At 70.3% G+C, this 15,725-nt stretch carries 14 protein-coding genes and 3 pseudogenes; 9 read left to right on the top strand and 8 right to left on the bottom strand.

The annotated features are described in order from the left end of the window. Positions 1 to 3: 3 nt before the first annotated feature. The 7 genes from F0L68_RS02900 to F0L68_RS44840 all read right to left on the bottom strand — a co-directional run bounded on the left by F0L68_RS02900 (position 4) and on the right by F0L68_RS44840 (position 6,109). Positions 4 to 1,092: an ABC transporter substrate-binding protein gene (locus tag F0L68_RS02900; RefSeq protein WP_149847820.1), complete on the bottom strand. Its 1,089-nt coding sequence runs from the start codon at positions 1,090 to 1,092 to the stop codon at positions 4 to 6. Between the two features lie 31 nt (positions 1,093 to 1,123). Continuing rightward, entirely contained in the window at positions 1,124 to 2,443 is a 1,320-nt protein-coding gene (locus tag F0L68_RS02895; RefSeq protein ID WP_149847819.1) for a sulfate adenylyltransferase subunit 1, read from the bottom strand. Continuing rightward, complete coding sequence (gene cysD, locus F0L68_RS02890) at positions 2,443 to 3,351, bottom strand: sulfate adenylyltransferase subunit CysD (RefSeq protein ID WP_149847818.1); 909 nt, start codon at positions 3,349 to 3,351, stop codon at positions 2,443 to 2,445. Before cysD ends, F0L68_RS02895 begins: the two co-directional genes overlap by 1 nt. A gap of 13 nt (positions 3,352 to 3,364) precedes the next feature. Continuing rightward, positions 3,365 to 4,066: a phosphoadenylyl-sulfate reductase gene (locus tag F0L68_RS02885; RefSeq protein ID WP_149847817.1), complete on the bottom strand. Its 702-nt coding sequence runs from the start codon at positions 4,064 to 4,066 to the stop codon at positions 3,365 to 3,367. After that, entirely contained in the window at positions 4,063 to 4,221 is a 159-nt protein-coding gene (locus F0L68_RS02880; protein ID WP_149847816.1) for an Insertion element protein, read from the bottom strand. The genes F0L68_RS02885 and F0L68_RS02880 overlap by 4 nt, the downstream gene beginning before the upstream one ends. Then, positions 4,218 to 5,903 (bottom strand): nitrite/sulfite reductase, encoded by a 1,686-nt coding sequence (locus F0L68_RS02875; protein ID WP_149847815.1) that lies wholly within the window; start codon positions 5,901 to 5,903, stop codon positions 4,218 to 4,220. The genes F0L68_RS02880 and F0L68_RS02875 overlap by 4 nt, the downstream gene beginning before the upstream one ends. Positions 5,904 to 6,022: 119 nt before the next feature. Beyond that, on the bottom strand, positions 6,023 to 6,109 hold the full coding sequence (locus tag F0L68_RS44840; RefSeq protein WP_368732275.1) for a putative leader peptide: 87 nt from the start codon (positions 6,107 to 6,109) through the stop codon (positions 6,023 to 6,025). A 182-nt stretch (positions 6,110 to 6,291) separates the two neighbouring features. On the opposite strand from F0L68_RS44840, the gene hemW reads away from it, so the two are divergent. From hemW to F0L68_RS02855, 4 genes are all read left to right on the top strand, one after another. Beyond that, the gene (gene hemW, locus F0L68_RS02870) at positions 6,292 to 7,506 is read left to right on the top strand and encodes a radical SAM family heme chaperone HemW (RefSeq protein WP_223198437.1); all 1,215 of its coding nucleotides are present in this window, start codon (positions 6,292 to 6,294) and stop codon (positions 7,504 to 7,506) included. Between the two features lie 93 nt (positions 7,507 to 7,599). Next, entirely contained in the window at positions 7,600 to 8,622 is a 1,023-nt protein-coding gene (hrcA, locus tag F0L68_RS02865) for a heat-inducible transcriptional repressor HrcA (RefSeq protein WP_149847813.1), read from the top strand. Positions 8,623 to 8,733: 111 nt separating this feature from the next. Beyond that, positions 8,734 to 9,888: a molecular chaperone DnaJ gene (gene dnaJ / locus F0L68_RS02860; RefSeq protein WP_149847812.1), complete on the top strand. Its 1,155-nt coding sequence runs from the start codon at positions 8,734 to 8,736 to the stop codon at positions 9,886 to 9,888. Between the two features lie 3 nt (positions 9,889 to 9,891). Beyond that, entirely contained in the window at positions 9,892 to 10,632 is a 741-nt protein-coding gene (locus F0L68_RS02855) for a 16S rRNA (uracil(1498)-N(3))-methyltransferase (protein ID WP_149847811.1), read from the top strand. Positions 10,633 to 10,862: 230 nt separating this feature from the next. Here F0L68_RS02855 and F0L68_RS02850 read toward each other — a convergent pair whose 3' ends face one another. Further along, positions 10,863 to 11,678 (bottom strand): SDR family oxidoreductase, encoded by an 816-nt coding sequence (locus F0L68_RS02850; protein ID WP_149847810.1) that lies wholly within the window; start codon positions 11,676 to 11,678, stop codon positions 10,863 to 10,865. Between the two features lie 65 nt (positions 11,679 to 11,743). Between F0L68_RS02850 and sigJ the strand changes: the two genes are divergently transcribed. The 5 genes and pseudogenes from sigJ to F0L68_RS43255 all read left to right on the top strand — a co-directional run. Beyond that, entirely contained in the window at positions 11,744 to 12,676 is a 933-nt protein-coding gene (gene sigJ / locus F0L68_RS02845; protein WP_149847809.1) for an RNA polymerase sigma factor SigJ, read from the top strand. A gap of 351 nt (positions 12,677 to 13,027) precedes the next feature. Further along, positions 13,028 to 13,396 (top strand): histidine triad nucleotide-binding protein, encoded by a 369-nt coding sequence (locus F0L68_RS02840; protein WP_149847808.1) that lies wholly within the window; start codon positions 13,028 to 13,030, stop codon positions 13,394 to 13,396. A gap of 126 nt (positions 13,397 to 13,522) precedes the next feature. After that, positions 13,523 to 14,299 (top strand): annotated as a pseudogene (locus F0L68_RS43265) (PhoH family protein); the annotation flags it as partial. Beyond that, a pseudogene (locus F0L68_RS44755) lies at positions 14,288 to 15,049 on the top strand (PhoH family protein); the annotation flags it as partial. The pseudogenes F0L68_RS43265 and F0L68_RS44755, both read left to right, overlap by 12 nt. A 321-nt stretch (positions 15,050 to 15,370) precedes the next feature. Then, positions 15,371 to 15,724, top strand: a pseudogene (locus tag F0L68_RS43255) (PhoH family protein); the annotation flags it as partial. Between the last annotated feature and the right edge of the window lies 1 nt (position 15,725).

Here is a 15,725-nt window from a genome sequence, read left to right as displayed (position 1 = left end):
TGGCTACTTCTTGTCCAGGCCGGCTGCGTCGACGGTCGGCCTGCCGGCCGCCTTCAGCGCGTCGTTGACGGGACCGAGGTCCGCGAAGCCCTTCAGGTTCGCCTCGGACTTGACCACACCGGCGGTCACGGAGTCCTTGGCCAGCTGGGGGAACTGCGCGGCGACGGGGTCGGCGGTGAGCGTGATGCCCTGGAACGCGCGGTCGAGCACCGCGGGGCTCAGCGTGCTGCCGGCCAGCTGCTTCAACTGATCGTTGACCGCTGTCTTGGCCTCGGCCTGGTTCTTCGTCGCCCAGTCGATCGCGGCGAGGTTGCCGCGCAGGAACGCCTGCACGGTCTGCGGGTGCTCCTCGAGGAACTTGGTCCGCACGATCACCACCGTGCTGGGGAACTTGCCGTCCGGCCACAGGGACTTCTCGTCGACCAGCACGGACGCGCCGGCGTCGAGCACCAGCCGGGACGCCCACGGCTCGGGCAGCCAACCGCCGTCGACCTGGCCGTTGCGGAACGCGTCGAGCGTCTTGGGGTTCTCCAGGTTGGTCACCTTCACCTGGTCCGGCCCGTCGCCGATGGTGAGATGGTTGCTCGCCAACCACTTCTTCAGCGAGACGTCCTGGGTGTTGCCCAGCTGCGGGGTCGCGATCGTCTTGCCCTTGAGCTGCTCCGGCGTGGTGATGCCGGACTTGACCACCAGCTGGGCGCCGCCGGAGACCGCGCCGCTGATCAGCCGCACCGCGGCGCCGTTGGACTTGGTGTAGGCGTTGATCGCCGGCCCCGAGCCGATGTAGGCGATGTCGAGGGAGTCGCCGAGCAGCGCGTTGACCTCGTCGGGGCCGGCGTTGAAGCTCTGCGTGGTCAGTTTGGTCGACGAGCCGAGCTCCTTGTCGAACAACCCCTTGGCCTTGCCGATCAACGCGGGTGCGTGGGTGACGTTCGGGAAGAAGCCGAGCCGCAGCTCCGCCGCCGCGCCCTTGTCCGCCGCAGCGGGGGCGTTGTCGGTGCCGCTGGCCCTGGAACAGCCGGCGACCGCGCCGATCAACGACACTGCGGCTAGAGCGGTGACCACGGAGCGAACTCTTCGGGTGGTGCGCACGGCTGGCCTTTCTCGCGGGGAAGTGCTGACGCTATGGGCCGGGAGAGACGAGCGCGCGATCATTCGCGGTCTCGCCATCCAGATGGAGCACCGGCAGCGGTGCGCCGACCATGCCGGCGGCCAGCGTGCCGCCGTCGGTCGGGTCGATCACCAGGAACGCGCCGGTGCGGCGGCTGGCGGTGTAGAGGTCGATGGGCAGCGGCTCGGCCGTGTGCAGCCGGACGCGGCCGATCTCGTTGAGTCGCAGCTGGTCCGGGCCGTCCACACTGGACAGTTTCTGTTCGTCGAGAACGGACACCAGCTCCGTGACGATGGCCTGCACGGTCCTGGTGCCGTGCTTGACCAGCAGCCGCGCGCCGGGGTTGAGCGGCTTCTCCGACAGCCAACAGAGCGTTGCGTCGATCTCGTCGGTCGGCACCGGCGCGTCGAGCACGGACGAGATGAGGTCGCCCCTGGTGATGTCCAGGTCGTCCGCCAGCACCAGGGTGACCGAGCGGCCGGCGACCGCCTCGGTCAGCTCGCCGTCGGCGGTGTCGATGCGGGTCACCGTGCTGCGCAGGCCCGACGGCAGCACGACGACCTGGTCGCCCTCGGCGACCGTGCCGGCCGCGACCTGGCCCGCGTAGCCCCGGTAGTCCGGGTGCTCCTCGGTGCGCGGCCGGATCACGTACTGCACAGGGAACCGGAACGGCGCGTCGTGCGGATCGACGTCGACCGGCACGGTCTCCAGGTGCGCCAACAGGGTCGGCCCGGTGTACCACGGGGTGTGCGCCGAGCGGTCCACCACGTTGTCGCCGACCAGCGCCGACACCGGGACCGTGACGATCGCGTCCTCGCGGTAGCCCAACGCCGTCGCGTGCGCGGTGAACTCCTTGGCGATCAACGCGAACACCGACTCGTCGTAGCCGATCAGGTCGATCTTGTTGACCGCGAGGACGAGCCTCGGCACGCCGAGCAGCGCCAGCACGGCCGCGTGCCGGCGGGTCTGCTCGACGACCCCCTTGCGGGCGTCCACCAGCAGGATCGCCAGCTGCGCGGTCGACGCGCCGGTGACGGTGTTGCGGGTGTACTGGACGTGGCCCGGCGTGTCGGCCAGCACGAACGACCGTTGGGGCGTGGCGAAGTAGCGGTAGGCGACGTCGATGGTGATGCCCTGCTCGCGCTCCGACCGCAGGCCGTCCACCAGCAGCGACAGATCGGGACCTGCCGACCCCCGGTTGGCGCTGGCGCGCTCCACGGCGTCGAGCTGGTCGGCCAGCACGGACTTCGTGTCGTAGAGCAGCCTGCCGACCAGGGTGGACTTGCCGTCATCGACGCTGCCGGCGGTGGCCAGACGCAGAAGCTGGGTCATCAGAAGTAGCCCTCTTTCTTGCGGTCTTCCATCGCGGCTTCGGTGAGACGGTCGTCGGCGCGGGTGGCGCCGCGCTCGGTCAGCCGGCTCGCGGCGACCTCGGCGATGACCTCCTCGACGGTGCTGGCGGTGGAGTCGACCGCGCCCGTGCACGAGCCGTCGCCAACGGTGCGGTAGCGGATGGTGCGGCGCAGCACCGTTTCGTGCGCGGCGGGACCGCCCCATGGACCGTGGGTCAGCCACATGCCGTCACGCAGGTACACGTCCCGGTCGTGCGCGTAGTAGATCGAGGGCAGCTCGATGTTCTCCCTGGCGATGTAGTTCCAGACATCCAGCTCCGTCCAGTTCGACAGCGGGAACACGCGTACATGTTCCCCCGGCTTGTGCCTGCCGTTGTAGAGGTTCCACAATTCGGGACGCTGCCGCCGCGGTTCCCACTGGCCGAACGCGTTGCGCAGGCTGAAAATGCGCTCCTTGGCGCGGGCGCGTTCCTCGTCGCGCCGCCCGCCGCCGAACACCGCGTCGAAGCGGTGACTTGCGATGGAGTCCAGCAACGGTACGGTCTGCAACGGGTTGCGGGTGCCGTCGGGACGCTCGGTCAGCCTGCCGTCGTCGATCCAGTCCTGCACGTGCGCGACCTCAAGGCGCAGCCCGTGCCGCGCCACGATGTCGTCGCGGAACTCGATGACCTCGGGAAAGTTGTGGCCGGTGTCCACGTGCAGCAGCGCGAACGGGACGGCGGCCGGCCAGAACGCCTTGAGCGCCAGGTGCACCAGCAGGGTGGAGTCCTTGCCGCCGGAGAACAGGATCACCGGCCGGTCGAACTCGCCGGCCACCTCGCGGAAGATGTGGATGGCCTCGGACTCCAACGCGTCCAGGTTCGCTGTTTCGGTCAGGGACAGTGTCATGTGCAAGCCCTTCCTAGCCGTGCAGTCCGCACTCGGTCTTGGACCTGCCGGCCCACCGGCCGCTGCGGGCGTCTGTGCCCGGCAGAGCCTTCGCGGTGCACGGCGCGCACCCGATCGACAGATAACCTTCCGACACCAACGGGTTCTCCAACACGCCGTGGTCGGCGATGTAGCCGTTGAACTCCTCGTCGCTCCACGCGGCGATCGGGTTGACCTTCACCAGGCCGTTGCGCTCGTCCCACGTCACGATCGGTGTGTTCGCCCGAGTGGGCGCGTCCACTCGGCGTACTCCGGTGACCCAGGCGTCGTACTTCGCCAGCGTCCGTTGCAGCGGAATCACCTTGCGCAGCGCGCAACACCGGTCGGGATCGCGCTCGTAAAGCCGGGGTCCCTCGGCCGCGTCCTGCTCGGCGACCGTGGTGTCCGGCAGGGCGTTCACGATCGTCAGCTCGGGATACACGGTGGCGACGGCGTCCCTGGTGCCGATGGTCTCGGCGAAGTGGTAGCCGGTCTCCAGGAACAGGACGTCGACGTCGGGCTTCGCCTTGACCGCGAGGTCGATCAGCACGGCGTCCTGCATGTTGGAGGCGACGATCCAGCTGTCGCCGAAGGTCCGCGCCGTCCAGGCGAGCGCCTCCTCGGCGCTGGCCTCGGCCAGCTCGACCGAGGCCTGCTCCGCGATGACCCTCAGCTGTTCGGTCCTGGTGGTGGTCACTTGGCTACCTCCGGTAACGCCAAACCAACGAACTTCACGGAGAACACCCGCCGGCAGGAGCCGCACAGCCAGGCGCCGTGCGGCTCCTCCTCGGGACGAAGATCCTCGTCCCCGCAGTAGGGGCAGTAGAAGGGAGTGGCGCGCTCACCGCTCACTTCAGGTCACTCTCGTCGGCGCGCCCGACCCACTGGGCGAAACGCTCGCCCTCGGTGCGCTGTTCGACGTAGTGCCGCACCACGCGCACCACGTAGTCCGACAGTTCCGTCGCGGTCACCTTGTGGCCGCGCAGCTTCCTGCCGAACCCGGCGTCGAGGCCGAGCCCGCCGCCGAGGTGCACCTGGAAGCCCTCGACCTGGTTTCCGTTGTCATCGGTGACGATCTGGCCCTTGAGCCCGATGTCCGCCGTCTGGATGCGCGCGCAGGAGTTGGGGCAGCCGTTGATGTGCACGCTCACCGGCTGCTCGACGTCGTCGACGATGTCGGCCAGCCGCCGCTCCAGTTCGGTGACCAGCTCGGCGGCGCGCGCCTTGGTCTCCACGATCGCGAGCTTGCAGAACTCGATGCCGGTGCAGGCCATCACGCCCCGCCGCCACGGCGACGGCGCGCTGTGCAGGCCGAGCCTGGCCAGTTCCGTCTGGAGGCCGGCGACCTCCGCCTCCGGCACGTCCAGCACCACGAGCTTCTGCTGGGGCGTCAGCCGCACCCGGTTCGAGCCGGTGCGCTCGGCCGCCTTGGCCGCCGCCACCAGGGTCGAGCCGGACACCCGGCCCGCGATCGGGGCCGCGCCGACGTAGAACTTCCCGTCCTGCTGGCGGTGCACGCCGATGTGGTCGCGCGGCGCGTCGGGCACCTCGGGCCCAGGACCGTCGATCAGCTTCCGCTTCAGGTACTCGGTTTCGAGCACCTCCCGGAACTTCTCGGCGCCCCAGTCGCTGACCAGGAACTTGATCCGCGCCCGGTGCCGCAGCCTGCGGTAGCCGTAGTCGCGGAACACGCTGATCACGCCCGCCCACACGTCGGGCACCTCGTCCAGCGGAACCCACGCGCCGAGCCGCTTGCCGATCATCGGGTTGGTGGACAGCCCGCCGCCGACCCACAGGTCGAAGCCGGGGCCGTGCTCGGGATGCTGCACGCCGACGAACGCGATGTCGTGGATCTCGTGCGCCACGTCGGGCAGGCCCGAGATGGCCGTCTTGAACTTGCGCGGCAGGTTCGAGAACGCCCTGTCCCCGACGTAGCGCCGCTTGATCTCCTCGATCGCCGGGCTGCCGTCGATGACCTCGTCAACCGAGATGCCGGCCACCGGCGACCCGAGGATCACCCGCGGGCTGTCGCCGCACGCCTCCATCGTGGTGAGGCCGACGGCCTCCAGCTTCTGCCAGACCGTCGGCACGTCCTCGATGCGGATCCAGTGGTACTGGATGTTCTGCCGGTCGGTGATGTCGGCGGTGTCCCTGGCGTAGGTCTGCGAGATCTCGCCGATGACGGTCAGCTGCTCGGTGGTCAGCGCCCCGCCGTCCACCCGAACGCGGAGCATGAAGAACTCGTCGTCGAGCTCCTCCGGTTCCAGCGTCGCGGTCCTGCCGCCGTCGATGCCCGGCTTGCGCTGCGTGTACAGGCCGTACCAACGGAACCGGCCGCGCAGGTCGCCGGGATCGATGGAGTCGAAGCCGCCGTGCGCGTAGATGTTCTCGATCCGGTCCCGGACGTTGAGCGGGTTGTCGTCCTTCTTGCTCCGCTCGTTGGGGTTCAGCGGCTCGCGGTAGCCGAGTGCCCACTGCCCCTCACCACGACGCGCGTGTGCGCGCTTCGTGGCTGTGTTCGTCGGGGGAACCATCGTGAATCCTCCGGAGATTCGAGGCGCTGGTGCGTGCGGCACGGATCCCGGAGCAGGTGATGGGAGACGTCAGCCAGCGCGCCCGGCGCCGACTGGGGATGTGAACAACGCGGCGCGGACTAGACCGAGCGCCGACAGGTTGCGCTGGAGACACGACGGAAGTCCACGTGGCGTCGAGCCACGAGGTGTACTTCGGTCGCAGACATGTTCGTAAGGGTGCCACGTGCCCAGACAGTGGTCCACCGCCAACCGGATGCTGGGACAGTTGTCACCTGCGGTTTGCCCGACGGCCCATCGAGGGGCTATCGGCGCAGGCGATCGCGCGCCTCCCAAGGGATCCAAGATCGGCGTTTTGGGTGCCGATGCGGCGATGCCGCACACTGGGGCCGTGCCATCCACCCTCCCTGACGGCGACCCGGCCCCGGCCGACGGCGCGCTGCCGTCCTCGGCGCTGCGCGGGCTCGGCGAGCGACCGTTCGGGGTGTACGTGCACGTCCCGTTCTGCGCCACCCGCTGCGGCTACTGCGACTTCAACACCTACACACCGGGCGAACTCGGCACGACGGCGTCGCCGGAGTCCTGGCTCGAGGGCCTGCGCCGCGAACTGGACCTCGCCGCCGGGGTGCTCGGGTCCGCGCCGCCAGCCGAGACGGTCTTCGTCGGCGGCGGCACGCCCTCGCTGCTCGGCGTCGACGGCCTCACCGACGTCCTGGACGCCGTGCGCGACTCCTTCGGCCTGGCCGCCGACGCCGAGGTGACCACCGAGTCCAACCCCGAGTCCACCTCGGCCGAGTTCTTCGCCGGCATCCGCGCCGCCGGCTACACCAGGGTGTCGCTCGGCATGCAGTCCGCCGCACGGCACGTGCTGGCCGTGCTCGACCGCACGCACACGCCGGGCCGGGCGGTCGCCGCCGCGCGGGAGGCCGCCGACGCAGGCTTCGCGCACGTCAACCTCGACCTCATCTACGGCACGCCGGGGGAGCGCGTCGAGGACCTGCGTGCCTCCCTGGACGCCGTGCTCGCGGCCGGCGTCGACCACGTGTCGGCGTACGCGCTGATCGTGGAGGAGGGCACCGCGCTGGCCCGCCGGGTGCGGCGCGGCGACCTGCCAGCCCCCGACGACGACCGGCTCGCCGAGTCCTACGAGCTGGTGGACTCCGTGCTGTCCGCGCACGGCCTCGACTGGTACGAGGTGTCGAACTGGGCGTCCTCCGCCGACGCGCGGTGCCGGCACAACCTTGGCTACTGGCTCGGCGGCGACTGGTGGGGCGCCGGTCCCGGCGCGCACAGCCACGTCGGCGGCGTGCGCTGGTGGAACGTGAAGCACCCCGCCCGCTACGCGACGCTGCTCGCCGACGGCGCGTCCCCGGCGGCGGGCCGGGAGACGCTCACCGACGACGACCGCAGGATCGAGCGGGTGCTGCTGGAGCTGCGGCTCGCCGAGGGACTGCCCCTGGACACGCTCGATGACACCGGCCGCGCCAACGCGAGCGACGCCGTCGCCGACGGGCTGCTCGACCGCATCGCCCTCGCCGAGGGGCGCTGCGTGCTCACCGCGCGGGGCAGGCTGCTGGCCGACGCCGTGGTCCGCCGCCTCACCTGAGTCGCGCCCCGGTTGGCGACCGGGCCACTCACAAGTGGCCGGAAATCCGTAAACTTGCCGTGCGGAGACGCAACTACCTGGAGGTGACGCGCGGTGAACGCCGATGAGCGACGTTTCGAGGTGTTGCGCGCGATCGTCGCCGACTACGTGTCCAACCAGGAGCCGGTCGGTTCCAAGGCGCTCGTCGAGCGGCACAACCTCGGCGTGTCCAGCGCGACCGTCCGCAACGACATGGCCACGCTGGAGGAGGACGGGTACATCACCCAGCCGCACACCAGCGCCGGTCGCGTGCCGACCGACAAGGGCTACCGGCTGTTCGTGGACCGGCTCAGCGAGGTCAAGCCGCTGTCCTCGGCCGAGCGGCGAGCCATCCACAACTTCCTGGAGGGCGCGTTCGACCTGGACGACGTGCTCCGGCGCAGCGTCCGGCTGCTCGCCCAGCTGACCAGGCAGGTCGCCGTTGTGCAGTACCCGACGCTGACCAGGTCCACCGTTCGGCACCTTGAGGTGTTGGGCATCACCCCGGCCAGGCTGATGCTGGTGCTGATCACCGACACCGGCCGGGTGGACCAGCGCGCGGTCGACCTCGGCGACGTGATCACTGAGGCCGACGTCGCCCGCTTGCGCACCGTGCTGAACGCGGCACTGGTCGGCAAGCGGCTCACCGAGGCGTCCGCCGCCGTCGCCGAGCTGCCCGAACAGGCGCCCGCCGAGCTGCGCGGCACGATGACCAGGGTCTGCACGGTCCTGATCGAGTCGCTGGTCGAGCACCCCGAGGAGCGCCTGGTGCTCGGCGGCACCGCGAACCTGACCCGCAGCATCGCCGACTTCCCCGGCTCGCTCCGCCAGGTGCTTGAGGCGCTGGAGGAGCAGGTGGTCGTCCTCAAGCTGCTCGCCGTCGCGAAGGACGAGGGCACGCTGACGGTGCGGATCGGCGAGGAGAACGAGGCCGAGGAGATGCGAAGCACCTCGGTCGTGTCCATCGGGTACGGCAGTCGTGGCACTCTGCTCGGGGGCATGGGAGTGGTCGGGCCGACGAGGATGGACTACCCGGGCACCATGGCGGCGGTGCGCGCGGTCGCCGCCTACGTAGGAGAGGTCTTGACCGGGCGGTAACCGGCCCCCAGGGACCGGACCGACCCGAATGACGTTCGATTTTCGACGCTGGCAGAGCAGGCCGCGGGCGCGCCGTGAAGGGGCGCGGGTCGCGGCAGGAGGACTGGAGACGTGGCCAGGGATTACTACGGCACCCTCGGGGTGAAGCAGGACGCGACACCCGAGGAGATCAAGCGCGCCTACCGAAAGCTCGCCAGGCAGCTCCACCCTGACGTGAACCCGGAGGCCGAGTCGCAGTTCAAGGACGTGACCGCGGCCTACGAGGTGCTGTCCGACCCGAAGAAGCGACAGATCGTCGACCTCGGCGGCGACCCGCTCGAATCGGGCTCCGGGGGTGGCGGCGGCATGCGCGACCCGTTCTCCGGGTTCGGGCTCGGCGACATCATGGACGCCTTCTTCGGCGCGTCCCCAGGCGCCGGCAGGGGGCCGCGCAGCCGGGTGCAGCCGGGGTCGGACGCGCTGATCCGGCTGGAGATGTCGCTCGAGGAGTGCGCCACCGGCGCGAGCCGCGAGCTGACCGTGGACACCGCCGTCCTGTGCGACCGCTGTCACGGCGGCGGCAGCCGCGAGGGCAGCGCGCCGGTGACGTGCGACACCTGTGGCGGGCGCGGCGAGGTGCAGTCGGTGCAGCGGTCCTTCCTCGGGCAGGTCGTCACGGCGCGGCCGTGCCCGGTGTGCCGGGGCTTCGGCGAGGTCATCCCCGACCCGTGCCAGCAGTGCGGCGGCGACGGGCGGGTGCGGTCGCGGCGGACCATCAACGTGCAGATCCCGCCCGGCGTCGCGGACGGCATGCGCGTCCGCCTGGCCGGGCAGGGCGAGGTCGGCCCAGGCGGTGGCCCGGCAGGCGACCTGTATGTCGAGGTCGAGGAGCAGCCGCACGAGATCTTCGAGCGCGACGGCTCCGACCTGCACTGCTCGGTGCGCATCCCGATGACCGCAGCCGCGCTCGGTGCCGTGCTGCCGTTCCAGACGCTGATCGACGGCGAAGAGGAACTCAACGTCGAGCCGGGCACCCAGCCCGCGACCGAGCTGGTGCTCACCGGCAAGGGCATGCCGAGGCTGCGGTCGACCGGCCGGGTGGACGGGCGGGGCAACCTGCACGTGCACCTGGAGGTCGTGGTGCCGACCAAGCTGGACGCGCGCCAGACCGAGCTGCTGCGCGAGCTGGCCGCCGAGCGGGGCGAGCAGGAGCCGACGCTGGCGCACAACGGCAAGAACGGCGGCGGCCTGTTCGCCAGGCTGCGCGCCTCACGCGGACACAGGTAAGCAGTGCCGACGACACCCCCGGTCTTCCTGGTCGACGCGCTGCCGCCCGGCCAGGAGGCCCTGCTCGATGGTCCCGAGGGCCGGCACGCGGCGGCCGTGCGCAGGTTGCGAGCCGGCGAGGAACTGGTGCTCGCGGACGGTGTCGGCGGCCTGGCCGCCTGCACCGTCCGCGAGGCCGCCAAGGACTCGCTGCTGCTGACCGTGACCCGTCGCTGGACCGACCCGCCCCCCACGCCCCGCGTGGTGGTCGCCCAGGCGTTGATCAAGGGCGACCGAGGCGAGCTGGCGGTCGAGCTGGCCACCGAGGCGGGCGCGGACGAGATCGTGCCGTGGCGCGCGTCCCGCTGCGTGGCCAAGTGGGAGGACGGCCCCCGCGGCGACAAGGCCCTGGCCAAGTGGCGCGCCACCGCACGGGAGGCGGCCAAACAGGCCCGCCGAGCGTGGGTCCCGCCGGTCCACGAACCGCTGCACACGAAGGCCCTGGCCGCCCGCGCAACCGAGGCGGCCCTGACCCTGGTCCTGCACGAGTCGGCGACCCGCCGCCTGAGCTCGACCGACCTACCCCCAACCGGCGACGTGCTCCTGGTGGTAGGCCCCGAAGGCGGCATCACCGAAGAAGAACTAGCGGCCCTAACCCAAGCCGGCGCCCACCCGGTCCGCCTAGGCCCAACAGTCCTACGCGCCTCAACAGCCGCCGCAGTAGCCCTAGGCGCCCTAGGCGCCCTAACAAACCGCTGGTCCTAACCAAAGAACCCCACCGCCACGCCCCCGCGCCCCGCACCACACGCGCTTTTTCACTTTGTGGCGGTGCGGGGTGTGCGAGTTCGCCGTCGGTCCCTGGAGGCGCAGGAGGGTTGACGGAGCGAAGCGGAGTCGGCCCGAGAAGCTGAAGGGGCNNCCGGGCAGCGAGCGAAGCGAGTCGCCGGCCAGAGCGTCGCCCCCACCCATCAAACGGCCCAAACCGCCCCCACCCATCAAACGGCCTGCACCGCTTGCTCACCCACCCGCTCCGCCAAAAACTCCTCCCACGTCCGCGCTCCTTCCGTAACTCCTTCCGAAGCCCCACCCAAAGCCAAGTTGTCCCCGGCCCGATACGCCCGCCCAACCTTCCCTGGCATCCGAACCGGCAGGAACACCTTGCGTGCACGCTTCCCGCCACGCGCAGCCGCAACCGCACCCAAATAGCTCCGAATCAACTCGCCCATCTCGAACACGTCCGGGCCGGCCAGGTCGGGCACCAGCTCGGCAGGCTCCCCGAGCGTCAGTTCCGCCAACCGCGCCGCCACATCGCGCGCGTCGACGGGCTGCCACCGAAGGCCACCGGGGACGGGCACCACGGGGAACTTCGTCATGGCCCGCACGACCGTCAGCGCCAGATCGTGGAACTGCGCGGCCCGCAGCATCGTCCACGGCACGCCGGACTCGGTCACGGCCCGCTCGGCATCCTGCTTCATCTTGAACCAGGCCAACGGGACCCGGTCGACCCCGATGACAGAGATGTGCACGAGGTGCCGCACGCCGGCCCGCGCCGCGGCCTCCGCCAGGTTCCTGGTCGCCACGTCGTCGCCCTTGGCGCCGCCCGCGAGGTGCAGGACGGTGTCGATCCCGGCCAGCGCAGGCTCGATGCCCTCGCCCTTGAACAGGTCCCCGGTCACGTACTCCGTGCCGTTGCGCACACTCGCGGCCTGCCGACTAAGTACCCGCACGCTAAAGCCGGCATCCTGCACCAACGGCAGGGTGTGGCGGCCGAGTGTGCCCGTACCGCCTGTGATGAGAATGGACGAGGTCATGGCGTCTCCAAGCTGTTTTGGTAGGTCCACCGCTATGACACGCCGCGCGAAGGGAATGTGACACGGTGGACGAGCCCGACCGGCTGTCGACGCGTTTTGAGGAACATCGGACCCACCTGCGAGCGGTGGCCTACCGGATGCTCGGCTCGCTCAGCGAGGCCGAGGACGCCGTGCAGGACGCCTGGTTGCGGGCCAGCCGGGCCGACACCAGCGAGGTGGTGAACCTCGCTGGATGGCTGACGACGGTGGTCGGCCGCGTGTGCCTGAACGTGCTGCGTTCGCGCGAGCAGCGGCGCGAGGATCCGCTCGACGTGCACATGCCCGAGCCGATCATCAGCCGCGAGGACGGGGTCGACCCGGAGCACGAGGCGTTGCTGGCCGACTCGGTCGGGCTGGCGATGCTGATGGTGCTGGAGACGCTGTCCCCGGCGGAGCGTCTCGCGTTCGTGCTGCACGACATGTTCGCCGTGCCGTTCGAGGAGATCGCCCCGATGATCGAGAAGTCGCCTGCCGCGACGAGGCAGCTCGCCAGCCGCGCGCGCCGCAGGATGCAGGACCAGGCGCCAGCGCCCGATCCCGATCTGGCCCGCCAGCGCAAGGCCGTCGACGCGTTCTTCGCCGCCGCCCGCAAGGGCGATTTCGACGCGCTGGTCAACGTGCTCCACCCCGAGGTCGTGCTCCGGTCCGACGGCGGCGTCGCCCGCACCCGCCACACGGTCACGCTGCGTGGCGCGCAGGTCGTGGCCAGCCAGGCGCTCACGTTCAGCCGCCTCGCGCCGTTCGCGCGGCCGGCGTTGATCAACGGGGTCGCCGGGGTCGTTGTGATCGCGAAGGATCGGCCGTTGTCGATCATGGCGTTCACCGTCACGGACGGGCAGGTCGTCTCGATCGAGGTGCTGGCAGACCCGGCGCGCCTACAGGACCTAGACCTGCCCGTTCTCGACGCCCCGACGCCCGACCCGACGGACGCCCCGACAACCGACCCGACGGCCAACTAGACCGCAGCCTCGCCGACCGACCCGACCGCTCGCCTCCCCTGATCGGGCATTCGTCGGAATCGACTAGGTCGGCTGCTGAGCAGGCAATATCAGCCAATATTGGGGTTGGCCGTTTTGTAGCGCAGGACACGTTGCACGAGCTACGCTCAACTCCTCACAGGTCGTAGCGAGATTTCTGGTGCCGCTTACGGGGATCGACCTGTGGCAGGCACCTTGAGGCCCGCCGGACACCTCCCCCCTCGGTCCGGCGGCGGTCGCGTCGCGGTGGGGCGACCCCCAGGCCCCACCGCGACGCGACTCTCTGCTTCTTTCCTCTGGGTTTCATCCCGGACGCCCCACTAGCCTTGCCGCATGACTGCGAGCGACTGCCTGTTCTGCCGCATTGTCGCGGGGGAGATCCCCGCGACCGTCGTGCGTGAGACCCCGACCGCGTTGGCGTTCCGGGACATCAACCCGCAGGCGTCGACGCACGTGCTGGTGGTGCCCAAGTCGCACCATCCGGACGTGGTGGCGTTGGCGAAGGCCGAGCCCGAGGCGCTGGCCGAGGTGTTCGCCGTGGCCGGCGAGGTCGCCGAGGCTGAGGGGATCGCCGAGGGCGGGTACCGGCTGCTGTTCAACACCGGCGCCGACGCCGGCCAGACCGTCTTCCACGCCCACCTGCACCTGCTCGGCGGGGAATGGCTCGGCGGCCTGGTAGGCGGCGCCCTGCCGCCCGCGTAGGCATCCCCAACCCTGGTCCCGTCGAATTAAACGCAGCGCGTTGTCAGTGGGGCCAGCTAGCATCGGTGTGTACCAACAAGTTCACCGAGTTCGGCGCGAACGCGCAGGAAGCAGGCCCGAGGGCACGTGGTGGGTACCGCAGCGGGTGGAGCCGCCCGACCCCAGGATGCACGGTCGACGACCGCAGCACCTACCCCCAACGGGGACCGGAACAAGCCGAAGGCCGGCCAGGCCACGGCAGACGCACAGTCCAGGCTCGCAGTCCCGGATGGCGCCGTCCTCGCCCTACTCGGCTCGCGTGACGAGAACCTGCGGGTCGCCGAGGACCTGCTCGCCGCCGATGTGCACGTGCGGGGCAACGAGATCACCCTGTCCGGTGAACCGGCCGACGTGGCCTTCGCTGAACGCGTGTTCACCGAGCTGGCGACGCTGGCAGGCCGTGGGCAGCAGCTGGGTCCCGACGCGGTCCGCCGCACCGTGGCCATGCTGTCCGCCGACGTGGCCGAATCGCCCGCCGAGGTGCTCAGCCTCGACATCCTGTCCCGGCGCGGGCGCACGATCCGGCCCAAGACGCTGAACCAGAAGCGGTACGTGGACGCGATCGACGCGAACACCATCGTCTTCGGCATCGGCCCCGCCGGCACCGGCAAGACCTACCTGGCGATGGCCAAGGCCGTGCAGGCGCTCCAGGCCAAGCAGGTCAGCCGCATCATCCTGACCCGGCCCGCGGTCGAGGCGGGGGAGCGGCTCGGCTACCTGCCAGGCACGCTCTACGAGAAGATCGACCCCTACCTGCGTCCGCTCTACGACGCGCTGCACGACATGGTCGACCCGGAGTCGATCCCCCGGCTCACCCAGGCCGGCACGATCGAGGTGGCCCCGCTCGCCTACATGCGCGGTCGCGCGCAGCCGCATGACGCGCAGGTGCTGACCCCGGACGGATACCGCGCGATCGGCTCGCTCCAGGTGGGCGACCTGGTCGTCGGCTCGAACGGGCTGCCAACACCAGTGCTCGGCGTCTACCCGCGAGGGGTGCGTGATGTCTACCGCGTCACCACCCAGGACGGCGCCTCCACCATCTGCTGCGGCGAACACCTGTGGACGGTCCGTACGCCCGAGGACAAGCGCGCCGGGAAGTCCCGGACGATCGAGACCCGGGAGATGATCGGCAACCTCCGCCGCGGCGGGATTCGCCGCTACGAACTGCCCGTCGTCGATCAGGTCGAGTTCGTACCCCAGGACGTGTCGCTCGACCCGTATGCGCTGGGCCTGCTGCTGGGTGACGGGTGCATCACCACGGCCACCACACCGAGCTTCACGACCACCGATCCAGAGCTCGCTGAGGCTCTCGAAACGGTGCTCGACGGGATCGAGTTGCGGCACAAGGCGCCCAACGACTACGTGCTGCGGCACGTCAACGGCGGGCGCGGCGGCCTGCGGGTCGCCAACCCGGTCACGGTCACACTGCGTGATCTCGGTCTTGCCGGTACGCGCTCGTCGTCAAAGTTCGTGCCCGACAGCTACCTGCACAACTCTGCTGCGGTGCGACTGAGCGTGTTGCAGGGCTTGCTGGACACCGATGGCGGACCGGTCACGCAGAGTGGCCGTACCTGTCGCGTGCAGTACACGACCACGTCGCCCCGGCTACGCGACGACGTCCTGTTCCTCGTCCGCTCGCTCGGCGGAGTGGCCTACTCGCGGACCCGCGGGGCTGAGGGACGGCGGCCCGGACGGGTCAACGGACGGGACGTCGAGTATCGCAACGACGCCCACGTGATCGATATCCGGTTGCCCGAAGGCCTGCCCCCGTTCCGTCTGTCGCGAAAGAGGGCTGCTTACGACCGGACTGGTGGCGGGCGGCCGATGCGGTTCATCGACCGCATCGAGCACGTCGGCCAGCAGGACACCTTGTGCATTCAGGTCGCGGCGGCCGACTCGCTCTACGTCACCGACGACTTCCTGGTCACGCACAACACGCTCAACGACGCGTTCATCGTCCTGGACGAGGCGCAGAACACCACGCCGGAACAGATGAAGATGTTCCTGACGCGACTCGGCTTCGGCTCCAAGATCGTGGTCACCGGCGACGTCACCCAGATCGACCTGCCCGGCGGCCAGCGCAGCGGCCTGAAGATCGTGCAGGGCATCCTGGAGGGCGTCGACGACGTGCACTTCTCGACGCTCACCAGCCACGACGTGGTGCGTCATCGGCTGGTCGGCGACATCGTGGACGCCTACGAGCGGTGGCAGGTCGAGCAGGACGCGGACGACCACGCGAGCAATGGTGGACCCGGTGCGCGGCGGGGTAACCAGCGACGGGGACGATAGG

It is taken from the genome of Solihabitans fulvus (genome assembly GCF_008386585.1).
Classification (GTDB): domain Bacteria; phylum Actinomycetota; class Actinomycetes; order Mycobacteriales; family Pseudonocardiaceae; genus Solihabitans; species Solihabitans fulvus.
Note: the sequence above shows the minus strand (reverse complement) of the source record. Positions and strands in the feature narration are given on the sequence as shown.